Genomic DNA, 15,410 nt, shown 5'->3' with positions numbered 1-15,410 from the left:
AATTCAAGCCGTTGCCAAACCGCAAGTTAAGCAACAGTTGCCGCGGCGGCTGATCGGATTCCGGCCAGAGGGGACCCGCAGATGCCCAATTTCGTCCCGACCACGGGCCAGGATGGCAGCGTGCCTGACGTTTCCATCATCATGCCCGTCTTCAACAAGTTGCAGCTGACCGAGCCCTGCCTGGACTCGATCCACCGCGAGGGCGCGCAGGCCAGCTACGAGATCATCGTCGTGGACAACGGCTCGACCGACGGCTCCCGTGAATGGCTGGCCGGGCAGGAGCGGCTGGGGCGCCTGCGGCTGATCATCAACCCCGACAACCTGGGCTTCGCGCGCGGCTGCAACCTGGGCGCGGCGGCGGCACGTGGCCGGCACCTGCTCTTCCTGAACAACGACATGGAAGTGACTTCGGGTTGGCTCGAGCCGCTGGTATCGACGCTGGATACCGATCCCGACGTGGGCATCGTCGGCGCGCGCCTGCTGTTCGCCGACGACACCATCCAGCACGGCGGCGTGGCGCTGGTGCAGGTGACGAAGGACGGCTGGACGCACATCGGCGGGCTTCACCTGTCGTACCAGGCGCCGGCGGACCACCAGGGCGCGCAGAACGCGCAGGTGATGCAGATCGTGACCGGGGCGTGCCTGCTCATCCGGCCGGAGGTCTTCGCGGCGGTGGGCGGCTTCGAGGAACGCTACTGGAACGGCAACGAGGATGTCGACCTGTGCCTGAAGGTGCGTGAACTGGGCTGGGACGTTGTGTACCGCGGCGAATCGGTGGTCTACCACTACGAGTCGCAGAGCGGTCCCGAGCGGTTCAGCCAGGTCGAGCGCAACGTGAAGACGTTCAACGAGATCTGGTTCGGGCGCGCGAAGCCCGATTTCGTGCAGGCTGCCGACGGCCACTTCTCGCCGACGGCAGACAACCAGATCCGACCTTATGCCGCGCCGCGGCTGCTGTACCACGACCACCGTCGCGGTGGTCGCGACGAGGCCAAGCCGCCGCGTGCATCCATCATCGTGCTGACCTGGAACGCCCTGGAGCACACGCGACGCTGCGTCGCCTCGCTGCTCGAGCACACCGACCCGCGCCATGAGCTGATCTTCGTCGACAACGGGTCGACCGACGGCACCGAGGCCTGGCTGGGCGAGGTGGCCCGCAGCCAGCCGCGCGTGCGCGTCATCCTCAACAATGCGAACCTGGGCTTTGCGGCCGGCAACAACGTGGGCCTGGCCGCCGCCCGCGGCGATTTCATGGTGCTGCTCAACAGCGACACCGTGGTCACGGCCGGCTGGCTCGACCGGCTCATGCGGCCGGCGCTGGCCGATGCGCGCGTGGGCCTGGTGGGACCGGTCACGAACAACGTCACCGGTGTGCAGAAACTGGCGCGCGTGGGCTACGACCAGGAAAGCCTGCAGGGACTGGAAGGGTTCGCGGCCCGCCATGCGGCCGAGCATGCGGGCAAGTCGTCGCCAGCGCTGTGGATCGTCGGCTTCTGCCTGCTGCTGCGCCGCGACGTGGTCGAGCGGCTGGGCGGGCTCGACGTCATCTTCGGCCGGGGCAACTACGAGGACACCGACTACTGCCTGCGCGCCTTCCTGGCCGGGTTCCGCGCGGAAGTGGCGCTGGACTGCTTCATCCACCACGTGGGCAGCGCCAGCTTCGACGCCGCCGGCGTCGACTACCGGCAGCAGATGAACGCCAACTTCGAGGTGTTCCGCCGCAAGTGGAACCTCGACGCCGATGTGCGACGCACGGGGCAGTTCAACCTGCCCGAGATCATCTCCAGCGGCATGGTGGCGCCGCTCCAGTTCCGCCCGCTGCCGTCCTCGCCGCACTACGACCTGACGCCGCTGCCGGACTGGGAAGCGGCCGCCTGGCTCACCCGTGGCGAGCAGGCGTTCGGGCGCGGCGACCTCGAGGAAGCCGAACTGTGGCTGCGCGCGGTGCAGGGGCTGCGTCCCGAACTGGCGCGGGCCGCGAACGACCTGGCCTGCGTGCTGTGGCGCCGCGATCCCGAGGGCGAGGGGCGCCGCGAAGCCGTGCGCCTGCTCGAGGGCGTGCTCGCGCGCGACCCCGATGACGAGGACGCCCGCTGGAACCTGGCGGAGATGGCGGGAAGGAACGCGCAGCCGGCCCTGGCCGCGCGGCCCTGAGGCCGGCGGCCGGGCGGCGGCGGATCAGATCAAGACGGTCTCCACGCCGCGCACGAACTCGCGGCGGCACTTCTGCAGGACGCCCTTCTTGACGACACCCATCTCGGTGAGGATCTCGCCGAGGCCGGGGCGCACGCGACGCTGCTCCTCGAGCAGCAGTTCCATGGTTTCCCGTTCCAGGTAGCCCATGAAGATGGCCTGTTCGCCGAAGCGCAGGCCCGTCTCCGGCTGCTCGGCCAGGATCGCGAACACCTGCTTCATGTTGAGCATGCCCTGCTTGAGGGCCAGGCGGCCGATGGGCGGCGTGCGGCGGCGCTGCTCGTCCAGGGCCTGCAGGGCGTCCTCGGGCGCGATGACGTTGGTGTCGACCAGAAACTGGGCGAAGGCTTCGCTGAAACGCAGGTCATCCATCAGGACCTTGCTCCCGGGTTGCCGACCGCTGGTGGCGGCGGACGCCGAAGTGCTGCTCACGCCGACGGTATCGGCAGGCCCGGCGGGGGCTTGACCCCCGGTTGCGGCGGGGGCCGGCGGCTTGTCGCCCATCCCCGGTTGCGCTATCTTCCGCGTTCCGGACGCCGCCCCGCGGGGGCGTTCCCCTGTTCCCACCCAAGGAGCGACGATGGCCCACGAGATGATCGCGAAACTGCTGGCCGGCGCGGTGCCGGTAGGCGAGACGGTGACGGTCAAGGGCTGGGTGCGGACCCGGCGCGACTCGAAGGCGGGCCTCAGCTTCATCAACGTGCACGACGGCACCTGTTTCGCGCCTCTTCAGGTCGTGGCCCCGGGCGACCTGCCCAACTATGCGGACCAGGTCACGCGCCTGGGGGCCGGCTGCTCGGTCATCGTCACCGGCGAACTGGTGGCCTCGCAGGGCCAGGGCCAGAGCGTGGAGCTGAAGGCGGCGTCGATCGAGGTCGTGGGCTGGGTCGATGACCCCGAAACCTACCCGATGCAGCCCAAGCGGCATTCGATGGAGTACCTGCGCGAGGTGGCGCACCTGCGCTCGCGCACGAACGTGATCGGCGCCGCCACCCGCGTGCGCAACTGCCTGGCGCAGGCCGTGCACCGGTTCTACCACGAGCGCGGCTTCTTCTGGATCCACACCCCGATCATCACCGCCAGTGACTGCGAGGGCGCCGGCGAGATGTTCCGCGTCTCCACGCTGGACATGGCGAACCTGCCGCGCACGCCCGAGGGCCGCATCGACTACAGCCAGGATTTCTTCGGCCGCGAGGCGTTCCTGACCGTGTCGGGGCAGCTCAACGTCGAGACCTACTGCTGCGCCCTGAGCCGGGTCTACACCTTCGGGCCCACGTTCCGCGCCGAGAACAGCAACACCAGCCGGCACCTGTCCGAGTTCTGGATGATCGAGCCGGAGATCGCGTTTGCCGACCTGAAGGCCGACGCCGACCTGGCCGAGGACTTCCTGCGCTACATCTTCACCGCCGTGCTGGCCGAGCGCGCCGACGATATGGCGTTCTTCGCCGAGCACGTGGACAAGGAGGCGATCACGCGCCTCGAGTCGTTCGTGAAGAGCAGCTTCGAGCGGATGGACTACACACAGGCCGTGGCCGCGCTGGAGAAGGCGCCGCGCAAGTTCGAGTACCCAGTCACCTGGGGCATGGACCTGCAGTCCGAGCACGAGCGCTACCTGTGCGAGGAGCTCTGCAAGCGCCCGGTGGTCGTGATGAACTACCCGAAGGACATCAAGGCTTTCTACATGCGGCTGAACGACGATGGCCGTACCGTGGCTGCCATGGACGTGCTGGCGCCGGGCATCGGCGAGATCATCGGCGGCTCGCAGCGCGAGGAGCGCCTGTCGGTGCTGGACGCCCGCCTGGACGAGATGAAGTTGCCGAAGGAAGGCTACTGGTGGTATCGCGACCTGCGCCGCTACGGCACGGTGCCCCACGCGGGCTTCGGGCTGGGCTTCGAGCGGGCCGTGAACTACGTCACGGGGATCGCGAACATCCGCGACGTGATCCCCTTCCCGCGGGCGCCGAAATCGGCCGAGTTCTAGGACGGTGCCGGTGATGGAATGGACACGTAACCGCTATCGCATCAGCGACGACAAGTCCGAACTGGACCTGTTCTGGGTCGTGCCCGCCATCCAGGATTCGTACTGGGCATCGGGCCGGTCGCGCGCCGTTATCGAGCAGTCCATCGCCAATTCGCTCACCCTGGGCCTGTACGCCGACGGCCGGCAGATCGGCTTTGCCCGCGCGGTCACCGACAAGTGCACCTTCGCCTGGGTCTGCGACGTGATGGTGCACCAGGACTACCGCCACATCGGCCTGGGCAAGTGGCTCATGGACTGCCTGGGCGAGCACCCGGACATGGCCGACGTCGCCGAGCAGTTCCTGCGCACCCGCGACGCCCACGGTCTCTACGAACAGTACGGCTACCGCGTCTGCGACGCGATGGTCCGCAACCGGGAGCAGGCATGACGGGTGGACACCCCAAGGGCCTGCAGGTCCTGTTCTACACCGAGATGTGGGAACGCTTCAGCTACTACGGCATGCGCGCCATCCTCGTGCTGTACATGACCAGGGCCCTGGGCTTCGACGTGGCGCGCGCCTCCACCGTCTACGGGAACTTCACCGGCCTGGCCTACCTGATGCCGCTGGCCGGCGGCTACATCGCCGACCGCTGGTGGGGCAACCGCCGCTCGATCCTGGTCGGCGGCCTGGTCATGGCGCTCGGCCAGTTCCTGATGTTCGTGGGCGCCTCGTTCCACGACAACGCCGCCATCGCCATCCCCATGCTGTGGGGCGGGCTGGGCGTCATCGTCTGCGGCACGGGCCTGTTCAAGGCAAACATCGCCTCGATGGTGGGCTCGCTCTACGCGCCGGAGGATCGCCGCAAGGACTCCGCCTTCACCATCTTCTACATGGGCATCAACATCGGTGCCTTCCTGGCGCCGCTCGTGGCCGGCGGCCTGGGCGACACGGGCAACCCGGCCGACTTCCGCTGGGGCTTCCTCTCGGCCGCGGTGGGCATGGCGGCCGCCACGCTCATCTTCCAGGTGTACAAGGACCGCTACGTGGTCGACGCCCAGGGGCGCCCCCTGGGCCTGCCGTCGTCGCAGCGCACGCGCTCGCACGCCGACGGCGCGCACGACGCCCCGCTCAATCGCGAGGACTGGGAGCGCGTGGCCGTCATCTTCATCCTCTCGTTCTTCGTGATCTTCTTCTGGATGGCGTTCGAGCAGGCCGGCGCCTCGCTGACCGTGTTCGCCGACCGCCAGACCGAGCGCGGGCTGCTGGGCTGGACCGTGCCCGCCAGCTGGTTCCAGTCGATCAACGCCGTGGCCATCGTGCTGTTCGCGCCGGTCTTCGCCCTCCTGTGGCAGAAGCTGGGCGCCCGCAAGCTGGACCCGAGCACGCCGGTCAAGATGTCGCTCGGCTTCGTCTTCCTGGGCCTCGGCTACCTGGTGATCGCCTTCGGCGTGAAGGGCGTGGGGGCCGACGTCAAGGTGAGCATGATGTGGCTCGTGGGCCTGTACCTGATGCACACCTTCGGCGAGTTGTGCCTGTCGCCCATCGGCCTGTCGGCCGTCAGCCGCCTGTCGCCGCCCCGGTTCGCCTCGCTGATGATGGGCGTCTGGTACCTGGCCAGCTCGGCCGCCAACAAGCTGGCCGGCGTGCTGAGCAGCTTCTACCCCGAGGCCGGCAAGCCCACGCCGGTGCTGCTGGGCTACCGCGTCACCGGGCTGCACGAGTTCTTCATCATCTTCGTGGCGATGTCGGCCGTGGCCGGTACGGTGTTGTTCCTCCTGGCGCGGCCCATTTCGCGCTGGAGCCACGGCCGGGCCTGAGCGGGGGCATCTCCCGCTAAACATCCGCCGGTTCCGTCCGATCATTCCCGGAACGGGATTGCCCGGTTCCTGCCGACGTACGGCCGGCGACCGGGTCGGACGGGAGTGGCCGGGGGATGTCGCTGGGCGACAGGCGCGTGCACGTCCTGCGTGCGATCGACGAATTGCCGCCTCTGAACCAGGTGGCGCGCCACCTCCTGTCCCTGCTCGGCGACGACCGCACTTCTGCCGGCGACCTTGACCGCATCATCCGCAACGACCAGGCCCTGACCGCCCGCGTGCTGAAGCACGCCAACTCGTCCGTGTTCGGGAAGTCGCGCCGCATCTCGTCGCTGACCGAGGCCGTCGTGCTGATGGGCGATGCGCGCCTGTCGGATCTCGTGCTCAGCGCCGCCGTCGACGACGTTGTCGGCGAATCCGGGATCCCCGGCTTCAGCGAGGTGGCCTGGGACCACTCGATCGACTGCGCGGCCGCGGCGCGCGCGCTGGCCCGCTTCAATGGCGGGATCGATCCCGACACGGCGTTCGTCGCCGGCCTCATGCACGACATCGGCCTGCTCGTGGTGGCGCGCGCGGCGCCGGCCGAGATGGCCGAACTGCTGGCCGCGAACCCGGAGGACCCGCTGGCGGCCGAGCGCCGCCTGCTCGGCATCAATCACCCCCAGGTGGGCCAGCGCCTGCTGGAGAAGTGGAACCTGCCGGGGCCGCTCTGCGAGGCTGTCCGGCTGCACCATGCGCCGCATCGCAAGTACGTCTCGGTGAATCCGCTCGTGAACTTCGTGGCCCTGGCCGACCTGCTGTCGACCATCGACGGCGCCGCGCTCTACCCCGCCGGCGCGCGGGCCGACCTCTTCGTCCTGCTGAAGCTGTGCGGCGTGACCCCCGAACGGCTCGGCGCTCTCTTCGAGGACCTGGCCCGCAGCCGCGACGAGGCCGACCGCCTGCTGGCAGCCGTGCGCGGGCGCGGTGCCCGCGGCGAGGCCGGTGCCGCGCCGCACGTCGTCTTCTCGGTCTTCGCCACCGACGCGCTGCGCCGCGAGTGGTACGAGAACGTGCTGCGCCACCTGGGCCACGCCGTCGTGCCGCTCGGCGACAATCAGGAGGCAGCCCCCGACGGCCCGGCCTGGGTGGTGGCCGACCTGCACGGCGCCTCGCCCGACGCCCGGGCCAGGGTCGCCGCCTGGGCTGATCGCCGCGGCGCGTCCGTGGCGCTGGTCGACACGTCGCTGCCGGACAGTCCCCCGTGGCGGGATGCCCCGCGTTTGCCGATGGTGTTGACCAACCGCGCCGTGGCGGCGCTGGAGCCTGCGCTGGCCTGACATTCCGCCTGGCCCACATTGTGAAATAAATAACTTGATATCTGGATCTAGAGGTCCGAATATGTTCTCCACGCGTCCGCGACGGCACCAGTCGGGAAGGGAGGAACATGGGACTCTTACTGGCCATCCTGTTGGGTGCTTTGGTGGGCCTCGGCGGCTCGACGTTCATCTACGGCAAGGGGCTCTCCTACTTCTCGAACGACCCGCAGTCCTGCAAGAACTGCCACATCATGAACGACCAGTACGATGGCTGGCTCAAGTCGAGCCATCACGCCGTGGCGACCTGCAACGACTGCCACTCGCCGCACACCCTGCTGCCCAAGCTCATCACCAAGGCCGATAACGGCTTCTGGCACTCCAAGGGCTTCACGCTGCAGGACTTTCCCGAGCCCATCCGTATCCGTCAGCACAACCGGCAGGTGCTCAACCGCAACTGCATGGAGTGCCACCACGAACTCGTCGAGGACGTCGTCGCGGCCCACGGGAACGACGACACGCGCTTCGATTGCATCCGCTGCCACGTCGCGTCCGGGCACGGCCCCGAGCGCTAGAAGGAGACCCCGATGAAGATGCGGTACATCCTGGTCGCTCTTGGCTCCGCCCTGGCGATGTTCGCCCTGTTCGCGCTGCGCGACAACATGTCCGAGCGCAAGACCGAGGCGAAGACGACCGTCTTCAAGCTGGTGGACCTGACCGAGCGCACGACCGACCCGGCCCAGTGGGGCAAGAACTTCCCCCGCCAGTACGACAGCTACAAGCGCACGGTCGACATGGAGCGCACGCGCTACGGCGGCAGCGAAGCCGACCCGACGGCGGTCGGCGCCGACGACGTCCACAAGACGGTCAGCAACATCGAGCGCGACACCCGCCTCAAGACGATGTGGAACGGCTACGCGTTTGCCATCGACTTCCGCGAGGACCGCGGCCACGCCTACATGCTGCACGACCAGCGCGAGACCGACCGCGTCCTGAAGAAGCCCCAGGTCGGCGCCTGCCTGCACTTGCCACGCCTCGATCACCGTGGCCTACCGCGAGGCGGGCATCGCCGCCGGCGCCCCCGGCACGCTCGACGAGCCGCTGCTGAGCGCCAACGGCCAGGAACAGCTGATGAAGGGCTTCCCCGTCATCTCGGCCCTGCCCTACGAAGAGGCGTCGAAGAAGGTCGAGCACCCCGTCACCTGCCTGGACTGCCACGACCCGGGCTCGAACCAGCTGCGCATCACGCGTCCCGGCCTGCTGAACGGCCTGGCCGTGCTCGCGGCCAGCGACGACCCCGTGCCGCATCTGGAGTCGGTCGAGAAGTGGCGCGCCGGCGACCGCGCCGCGCCCTACAACCCGAACACGCTGGCCAGCCGCCAGGAACTGCGCTCGCTCGTCTGCGCGCAGTGTCACGTGGAGTACTACTGCGCGTCGAAGGAGACGCTCTTCTTCCCCTGGAACAAGGGCCTGAAGGTGGAGCAGATCGAAGCCGTCTACGACGAGCACAAGTTCCCCGACGGCGCGCCGTTCATGGACTTCAAGCACAAGCAGAGCGGCGCCGCGGCCTACAAGGCCCAGCACCCCGAGTTCGAGATGTGGAGCCAGGGCGTGCACGCCCGTGCCGGCGTGGCCTGCGCCGACTGCCATATGCCCTACATCCGTGAAGGCGCGATGAAGGTCAGCGACCACCACGTCCGCAGCCCGCTGCTGAACGACGCCAAGGCCTGCCAGGTCTGCCACCGCGAGACGGCCGAGGAACTGACGTCCCGTGTGCACATCATCCAGGACCGCACCGCGGCCCTGATGAGCCGCGCGCTGGACGCCGTCGTGGCCCTCATCGGCGAAACCGAGGCCGCCATGGCCGCCGGCGCCACCGACGACCAGCTGGCCGAAGCCCGCAGCCTGCAGAAAAAGGCCCAGTTCCGCGTCGACTTCGTCAACGCCGAGAACTCGATGGGCTTCCACGCCCCGCAGGAGGCGGCCCGCATCCTCGGCGAGGCGATCGATTACGCGCAGCAGGGCCGGCTGAGCCTGGCAAAGCTGGGCCTGTCCGCGGCGGCGAAGCAGGTGGCGGTCGCGCCGTAGCGGACGCGAACATCACGCACCATGCCTGCGGCCGCGCTTCCGGAAGGGGCGCGGCCGTTTGCTTCTGTTGCCGGCGCACGTCGGGGCTTGATGGTGCCGCACTCAGCGGTAAGCGCTCCGCGCCCGCGCCCGCTTCCGCACCCGTCTCCGCTCCAGCCTGGTCCCGCTTACTCCCGCCCACCGCCGCCGACTTGCGCCGGCGCAAGTGCCAGCCGGCCGTCGCCCGCAGCGCCCCCGGCATGCATCCGCTCATGCGCGAACTGGTGGCACCGGCTGCACAGCGTGACCAGGTTCGCGGCATCGTTCGAGCCCCCGTCCTGACGCGCCACAAGGTGATGCACCTCGAGGAAGCGCGGCGAGCCGCACCCGGGCGTGGTGCAGCGGTGCCGATCGCGCGAAAGCACCTTCGCACGCACCGACGGCGCGATCACCGCGCGGTTCGGCTTTCCCGGCTCGCGCACGCGCGCATCGCAGGCGACGGCCCCCGCTTGCGCCGGCGCAAGTCGGTGCGGCTCGCCCGTGCCGGTCGCCACGGTCGCAGCGGCGCAGTCGTGGCACTGTTGGACAACAATCTGGTAGGCCGGCGCGGCAACCCGCCGTTCGCGAACAGTCGAAGCGTCCCCGACAGCCGCAGCTCCCGCCACCAGCGCCTCGAGCCCCGCCAAGACCGCTTCCAGCCGGTCAGCCCCTGCCGGCACGGCGCGCAGCTTCCGCGCCTTCTCGAGCAGCACTTCGAAACGGGCCGCCTGCAGCGCATCGCCGCGCAAGGTGATCGTGCAGGGCACCCGGGCCTGATCTTCGCAAGGATCAACGCACACCACTGGCCCGCCCACGACTTGCGCCGGCGCAAGCGCTGCACCCATGTCCAACTGTGCGCCGGCCCCCGCAGCGTTGCGCGCCTGGCGCCGCGCCACCCCGCGCGCCGCCTGCACCTCGCGCTCGAGTTCGCGCCGGCCGCAATCGGCCGCCCGCGCCACCCACTGCACCTCGCTGGCTGGCGTCGCAACGCGGGCCACCTGCTGCGCCTTGGTCCAGCCCAGCGTGCCGTCGGCCACCGCTTCGCGCAGTGCCGGCAGGCGGTCGAGGTCGTCGGCCAGGCGCTTGAACTGCCAGGTGCGGTTGTCGGTGAAGCCCAGCGCCTCGCGCGCGTAACAGAGCAGCGAGGGATGACCCAGGGCGCGATAGAGTTCGCGCCGCTGCACCTCGGCGAACCACAGCACGGCACATTCGCGGGCGCGGTCGCAGACAGCCAGGGCACTGCGGAGCGCAGCATCGACCTCGGCGGCGGGGAGCCCGGCGGTGAAGGCGGGAAGCTCATGGGAATGGGCGGTAGCGGCGTGCATGGCGGCGCCTTTCATTGCGGTCGGGGAACCCGGGGAGGATGGCGAAAATATAGCGACAAATATATCTAACCGCCATATTTATAAGATATTTATATCGCAGACGAATGGGCGGCGAGGCACGCAGTTTGAATCCCCGACACCGTCGTTCGGGGGCTACCGAACGTCGCGCGGTCCGCAGCGCCGGGACCGGCCTCGCCGCCATGCCCAACCGCCCGAAACCACGCACACACCCGCCGCCCCATCGCCCCTCCGCAAGCCGCACAAAAAAACCGCGCCCACTCAACGCAGGCGCGGTTCGACATCTCGCATCAACAGCCCATCACCCCGCCTTGCGCGCGCCTTCCATCATCTTCATCAGGTCGGCTTCCATCGCCTTGGCGGTGGCCACCGGGCCGGTGAGCTTGAAGAAGAGGCTGCCCTGCGGGCCCTCGAGCACGACGCCCACCAGGCGGTAGCCTTCGAGCATCTTCGTCTCGCCGCCCATCATCGGGCCGCCGCCCGACTTGTAGGTGCCTTCGAGGGTGATGATGTGGCCGGGCATGCCGTCGGCGCTGAACGAGGTGCGCTTGGCCGTAGCGGAGGGGTCGCTGCCGTCGGGCATGACCATCTGGTTGACCCAGCGCTGCAGGTTGGCGTCGACGCCGCCGCCCGATTCGGCGCCGAAGTAGAACACGTTCACTTCGGCCGGGGCCGTGTCGCCGCCGATCGGGGCCAGGCGGTACTGGGCCTGGCGCATGTTGGTCGGGCCCAGGTCCTGCCAGCCCGCCGGCGGTGTGAAGGCGACGGCGGCGAGGATGGCCTGGCGTCCGGTCGCGCCACCTTCGGCCGGCTGTGCAGCCGGCTGTGCTGCCGGCTGCGCTGCAGGCTGCTGCATGGACGGCTGTGATTGCGCCGCCGGCTGGGCCTGTGTCTTGTTGTCGTTCCCGCCGCAGGCCGTCAGGCCGGTCGCGGTGAGAGCCAGGAGCGCGAACAGGGGTGCCCGCCGCAGGGGCGAGCCGGAAAGGCAGATTTTGTTGTTCATGAATGCATGGATAATCGCACCGGCCAAGGGCCGCAACCCCTTGGATCACGCCGCCGTGCCGTCTCGCACGGATCCGCGCGGCACCAGCACCCACAACAGCGCCGCCGCCACCGCCGCCAGCGCGGCCCCGGCGCCGAACGCCGCCAGAGGCCCCCAGGCCTGCCACAGCGCGCCGAAGATCAGGCTGGCCGGCAGGGCCCCGGCGCCAAGAACGAACGCGTGCCAGCCGAAGGCGCCGCCGCGCGCAGCGACCGGCGCGAGGTCGACGAGCAGCGCCTTCTCGACGCCCTCGGTCAGCGCGTAATACAGGCCGTACGCGGCGAACAGGGCCCACACGTGCCAGGCGGTGCTTGCCCGCGCGAAGCCCAGGTAGACGAGCGCGTACACGGCCCAGCCGGCGATGATGAGCCGGCGGCGGTCGACGCGGTCCGACAGTGCACCCAGCGGCAGCGCGCCGGCCGCCTTCACCAGGTGGAAGAACGCCCACAGCAGGGGCAGGTGCGCCGGCGCCAGGCCGAGTTCGGCCGCACGCAGCAGCAGGAAGGCGTCGCTCGAGTTTCCGAGCGTGAACAGCAGGAGCACGATCAGGTAGCGGCGCAGGGGGCCGCGGGGCAGCGCGCCGAGACGGCGAGAGGCGGCCGGATCGATCGTCGAGGGAGCCGCCAGTTCCCGCACCGGCTCCCGCACCCGCCACACCAGCAACGCCACCCCCAGCAGCCCGGGCACGGCTGCCAGCGCGAACACCGTGCGCAATTCGAAGCGCCCGCTCGCCAGCAGCGCCGCCGCAACGAGGGGTCCGATCAGCGCTCCGGCATGGTCCATCGACCGCTGCAGGCCGAAGGCGCGGCCGCGCAGGGCGGGGTCGACCGAGTCGGCGATGAGGGCGTCGCGCGGCGCGCCGCGCAGTCCCTTGCCCACGCGGTCGGTGAAGCGGATGGCGGCGACCAGGCCCGCCGACGAGGCCAGCGCCACCAGGGGCCGCACCAGTGCGGCCAGGGCGTAGCCGAAGACGATGATGGGCTTGCGGCGGCGCGTGCGGTCGCTGCGCAGGCCGGCGCCGAGCTTGACCAGCGAGGCGGTGGATTCGGCCAGGCCCTCGATGGCGCCGAGGGTGGCCGGGCCGGCGGCCAGCACGGAGGTGAGGAAGAGGGGCAGCAGGGGATAGATCATCTCGCTGGCGATGTCGGTCAGGAGGCTGACCGCGCCCAGCGTGATGACGTTGCCGCCCAGTCCGCGCAGGAAGCGGGGCGCGCGCGAAGCACCAGGTGCCGCGGGCGCGCCGGAATCGCTCACTGGAAGCTGGCCAGCGCCTTTTCGCGGTCCTCGTGCACCTCGAAGACGCGCTCGAGCTGCGACACGTAGAAGATGCTCAGCACGCGTTCCTTCACGTTGCAGATCTTCAGGGTGCCGGAGGCGGCCTTGACCGAGTGATGGGCCGTGATGAGGATGCCCAGCCCGGTCGAGTTGATCCAGGGCACTTCGCCCAGGTCCATGACCACCTTCTTGAAGCCGGCGTCGACCAGGTCCTTGACCTCGGCCTTCATCAAGTCGAAGTCGGGGCCGCCCATGATCTTGCCCGAGACTTCGAGCACCATCACCTGGTCTTGGGGGATTCGCTTGACCTTCATCGTCGCTCCTTGGCTGCGTCAGCCGGCAAACGCGTCATAGACACGCCGCTTGATCTTCTTGGTGGGGGTCTTCTCGAACTCCTCGTACAGGATCTTCAGCTTGGCGATCTGGGCGTAACCGGGCAGCTTCTGGTTCAGTTCCTGGCGGTTCGCCTCCATGCGCACCTCGACCTGGCCGCCCTTGAGGCAGGCCCGGTCGACCGACTCCAGGTCGGGGTACACCAGTGCCAGCAGCCTGCCCTCGCGCTCGATCACCAGGGATTCCTCGACGCAGGGCATGTTGTTCAGCCGGCTCTCGATCTCCTCGGGGTAGATGTTCTGCCCCGACGCGGTCAGGATCATGTTCTTCGAGCGTCCCGTCAAGTACAGGAAGCCTTCGGCGTCGAAGCGCCCCAGGTCGCCCGTGTGCAGCCAGCCGTCACCGTCGATGGCGCCGGCAGTCGCTTCCTCGTCCTGGAAATAGCCGATCATCCGGTTCTCGCCCCGCACCAGCACCTCGCCGATGTCGCCGGGCTTGCCCGCCCCGTCGATGCGGCATTCGAGGTAGGGGATGACCCGGCCCACCGAACCGACCGGCGGCTTGTCCGCCGAGACCGAGTAGCTGATCAACGGGCCGCACTCGGTCATGCCGTAGCCGCAGGTCAGGTTGAAGCCGACCCTGCGGAAGAACTGCTCGACGTCGCGGTTCAGGGCGGCGCCGCCCACGACCAGTTCGCGGTAGGAGCCGCCGAACGCCTCGTAGAGGGCGCCCTGGATCTTCCGGTGCACCAGCGCGCGCAGCCCCGGCACCTTCAGCATGAGCTGCACGTTGGCCGACTCGAGCTGCGGCTTGACGCGGTTGCGGTAGATCTTCTCGATGATCAGCGGCACCGACATCACCACGACCGGCTTGAGCTCCGCGAACGCCGCGAGCAGGACTTTCGGGGTGGGGATCCTGTCGATGAACGTGATGTGGCAGCCCGCGAAGAACGGCGCCAGGAAGTCGAAGGCGCAGCCGAAGGCGTGCGCGAGCGGCAGGAACGAGACGATGTTGTCGCCCGGGTGCAGGGTCACGTGGTCGATGAAGAAGCGCACGTTCACCATCAACGCGCGGTGCGTGAGCATGACGCCCTTGGAGAAGCCGGTCGTGCCCGAGGTGTAGACGATGGTCGCCAGGCTGTCGCCGGCCACGAGCGGCAGCTTGAGGTCGGTCGGCAGTTGCGGCGCGTCGGCGGCGGAAAACGGCGTCGCCAGGACGGCCAGGGCGGCGGCGGCCTTGCGGCCCTGTTCGTGCAGCGGCGCGAAGTCGCGCAGGCGGGCGGCGGCCTCGACCGACGGCGTCTTGTCGCAATCGATCGCATCGGCGGCTGCGTCGGCCAGGAACAGCGCGCGGCAGCCGCTGTGGCGGACGATGTGCTCGATCTCGGCGCCCGTGAAGTCTGGCAGGATGGGCACGATGACGGCCCCGCGCGTGACGGTGGCCAGGTAGACGACCGCCCAGTGGGCGCTGTTGCGGCCGACCAGTCCCACGCGGTCGCCCGGCCGCAGGTCCAGGGCGTCGAAGAACCGGTGCAGGCGGACGATGCGGCGCGCCACGTCGGCGCAGCTGAGGGTGCTGCCGTCGAGGTCGCTGAAGCAGGGAACGTCCCAGTTGCGGCGCAGCGACTGGCCGATGCCGTCGGCGAAATTCTCGCTGATCGTGCGATGGGCGGCCATGGGACTCCTTCGGCTGGCGAGTGGTGGGGGCACATTACCGCATCGGGGCGCACTGGGCAACGGCGCACTGGGCACCGGTGCGCTGGGCAACGGTGCACTGGAAGCGAGAGCGCCGGCACCATCGGCGCCGGCGCTCCCGTAGCTTCAGTGCGGGCGGCGTCGGGTTCCCCCACGGGGGTCCTCAACTGCCAATCGCCGCAGTGGCCCCTCAACGCGGGGACGCCACCTCCACTGAGCCGAATCTATGACTACCCACTGGATCACCTCCTGACCGGGCGTGACCATCACGGCGGGACCCAACCCGCCCGGTCGCTGCGGCCGCCCGGGCCATCGCGACCGCCGCGCCTCCAGGGCGCGGAACGGACACCC

Annotated in this window: 12 protein-coding genes and 1 pseudogene; 7 read left to right on the top strand and 6 right to left on the bottom strand. The window is 69.3% G+C overall.

Translation table 11 applies throughout. The features are described from left to right. Positions 1-120 precede the first annotated feature (120 nt). Positions 121-2,154, top strand: a complete 2,034-nt coding sequence (locus tag IPG61_04620; GenBank protein MBK6733360.1) for a glycosyltransferase — start codon at positions 121-123, stop codon at positions 2,152-2,154. A 24-nt stretch (positions 2,155-2,178) separates the two neighbouring features. Here IPG61_04620 and IPG61_04615 read toward each other — a convergent pair whose 3' ends face one another. Next, complete coding sequence (locus tag IPG61_04615; protein MBK6733359.1) at positions 2,179-2,565, bottom strand: hypothetical protein; 387 nt, start codon at positions 2,563-2,565, stop codon at positions 2,179-2,181. Between the two features lie 220 nt (positions 2,566-2,785). On the opposite strand from IPG61_04615, the gene asnS reads away from it, so the two are divergent. From asnS to IPG61_04585, 6 genes and pseudogenes are all read left to right on the top strand, one after another. Further along, positions 2,786-4,174 carry an asparagine--tRNA ligase gene (asnS, locus tag IPG61_04610; GenBank protein ID MBK6733358.1) on the top strand — a complete coding sequence of 463 codons (1,389 nt, stop codon included), beginning with the start codon at positions 2,786-2,788 and terminating at the stop codon, positions 4,172-4,174. 13 nt (positions 4,175-4,187) lie between these two features. Next, positions 4,188-4,601, top strand: coding sequence for a GNAT family N-acetyltransferase (locus IPG61_04605; GenBank protein MBK6733357.1), 414 nt, complete (start codon positions 4,188-4,190; stop codon positions 4,599-4,601). Continuing rightward, positions 4,598-5,971 (top strand): peptide MFS transporter, encoded by a 1,374-nt coding sequence (locus tag IPG61_04600; GenBank protein ID MBK6733356.1) that lies wholly within the window; start codon positions 4,598-4,600, stop codon positions 5,969-5,971. Before IPG61_04605 ends, IPG61_04600 begins: the two co-directional genes overlap by 4 nt. A gap of 116 nt (positions 5,972-6,087) precedes the next feature. Then, positions 6,088-7,290: an HDOD domain-containing protein gene (locus IPG61_04595; GenBank protein MBK6733355.1), complete on the top strand. Its 1,203-nt coding sequence runs from the start codon at positions 6,088-6,090 to the stop codon at positions 7,288-7,290. A 107-nt stretch (positions 7,291-7,397) separates the two neighbouring features. Next, positions 7,398-7,841 (top strand): cytochrome c nitrite reductase small subunit, encoded by a 444-nt coding sequence (nrfH, locus tag IPG61_04590; GenBank protein MBK6733354.1) that lies wholly within the window; start codon positions 7,398-7,400, stop codon positions 7,839-7,841. 12 nt (positions 7,842-7,853) lie between these two features. Then, a pseudogene (locus IPG61_04585) lies at positions 7,854-9,354 on the top strand (ammonia-forming cytochrome c nitrite reductase subunit c552). A gap of 167 nt (positions 9,355-9,521) precedes the next feature. On the opposite strand, the gene IPG61_04580 reads toward IPG61_04585, so the two are convergent. The 5 genes from IPG61_04580 to IPG61_04560 all read right to left on the bottom strand — a co-directional run bounded on the left by IPG61_04580 (position 9,522) and on the right by IPG61_04560 (position 15,041). Further along, positions 9,522-10,697 carry an HNH endonuclease gene (locus IPG61_04580; GenBank protein MBK6733353.1) on the bottom strand — a complete coding sequence of 392 codons (1,176 nt, stop codon included), beginning with the start codon at positions 10,695-10,697 and terminating at the stop codon, positions 9,522-9,524. A 319-nt stretch (positions 10,698-11,016) separates the two neighbouring features. Further along, entirely contained in the window at positions 11,017-11,718 is a 702-nt protein-coding gene (locus IPG61_04575; GenBank protein ID MBK6733352.1) for a hypothetical protein, read from the bottom strand. A 45-nt stretch (positions 11,719-11,763) separates the two neighbouring features. Then, the gene (locus tag IPG61_04570) at positions 11,764-12,888 is read right to left on the bottom strand and encodes an MFS transporter (GenBank protein ID MBK6733351.1); all 1,125 of its coding nucleotides are present in this window, start codon (positions 12,886-12,888) and stop codon (positions 11,764-11,766) included. 119 nt (positions 12,889-13,007) lie between these two features. After that, the gene (locus tag IPG61_04565) at positions 13,008-13,346 is read right to left on the bottom strand and encodes an STAS domain-containing protein (GenBank protein MBK6733350.1); all 339 of its coding nucleotides are present in this window, start codon (positions 13,344-13,346) and stop codon (positions 13,008-13,010) included. Positions 13,347-13,364: 18 nt separating this feature from the next. Beyond that, entirely contained in the window at positions 13,365-15,041 is a 1,677-nt protein-coding gene (locus IPG61_04560) for an AMP-binding protein (protein ID MBK6733349.1), read from the bottom strand. Between the last annotated feature and the right edge of the window lie 369 nt (positions 15,042-15,410).

The sequence above is a fragment of the bacterium genome (assembly GCA_016703265.1).
Lineage (GTDB): Bacteria > Krumholzibacteriota > Krumholzibacteriia > LZORAL124-64-63 > LZORAL124-64-63 > CAINDZ01.
This window is presented reverse-complemented; position numbering and strand designations above follow the sequence as displayed.

Bases quoted from the DNA above. Each gene is read 5' to 3' on its own strand.
- IPG61_04615 (MBK6733359.1), bottom strand. From the start codon at position 2,565: ATGGATGACCTGCGTTTCAGCGAAGCCTTCGCCCAGTTTCTGGTCGAC.
- asnS (MBK6733358.1), top strand. From the start codon at position 2,786: ATGATCGCGAAACTGCTGGCCGGCGCGGTGCCGGTAGGCGAGACGGTG.
- IPG61_04605 (MBK6733357.1), top strand. From the start codon at position 4,188: ATGGAATGGACACGTAACCGCTATCGCATCAGCGACGACAAGTCCGAA.
- IPG61_04600 (MBK6733356.1), top strand. From the start codon at position 4,598: ATGACGGGTGGACACCCCAAGGGCCTGCAGGTCCTGTTCTACACCGAG.
- IPG61_04595 (MBK6733355.1), top strand. From the start codon at position 6,088: ATGTCGCTGGGCGACAGGCGCGTGCACGTCCTGCGTGCGATCGACGAA.
- nrfH (MBK6733354.1), top strand. From the start codon at position 7,398: ATGGGACTCTTACTGGCCATCCTGTTGGGTGCTTTGGTGGGCCTCGGC.
- IPG61_04580 (MBK6733353.1), bottom strand. From the start codon at position 10,697: ATGCACGCCGCTACCGCCCATTCCCATGAGCTTCCCGCCTTCACCGCC.
- IPG61_04575 (MBK6733352.1), bottom strand. From the start codon at position 11,718: ATGAACAACAAAATCTGCCTTTCCGGCTCGCCCCTGCGGCGGGCACCC.
- IPG61_04570 (MBK6733351.1), bottom strand. From the start codon at position 12,888: ATGATCTATCCCCTGCTGCCCCTCTTCCTCACCTCCGTGCTGGCCGCC.
- IPG61_04565 (MBK6733350.1), bottom strand. From the start codon at position 13,346: ATGAAGGTCAAGCGAATCCCCCAAGACCAGGTGATGGTGCTCGAAGTC.
- IPG61_04560 (MBK6733349.1), bottom strand. From the start codon at position 15,041: ATGGCCGCCCATCGCACGATCAGCGAGAATTTCGCCGACGGCATCGGC.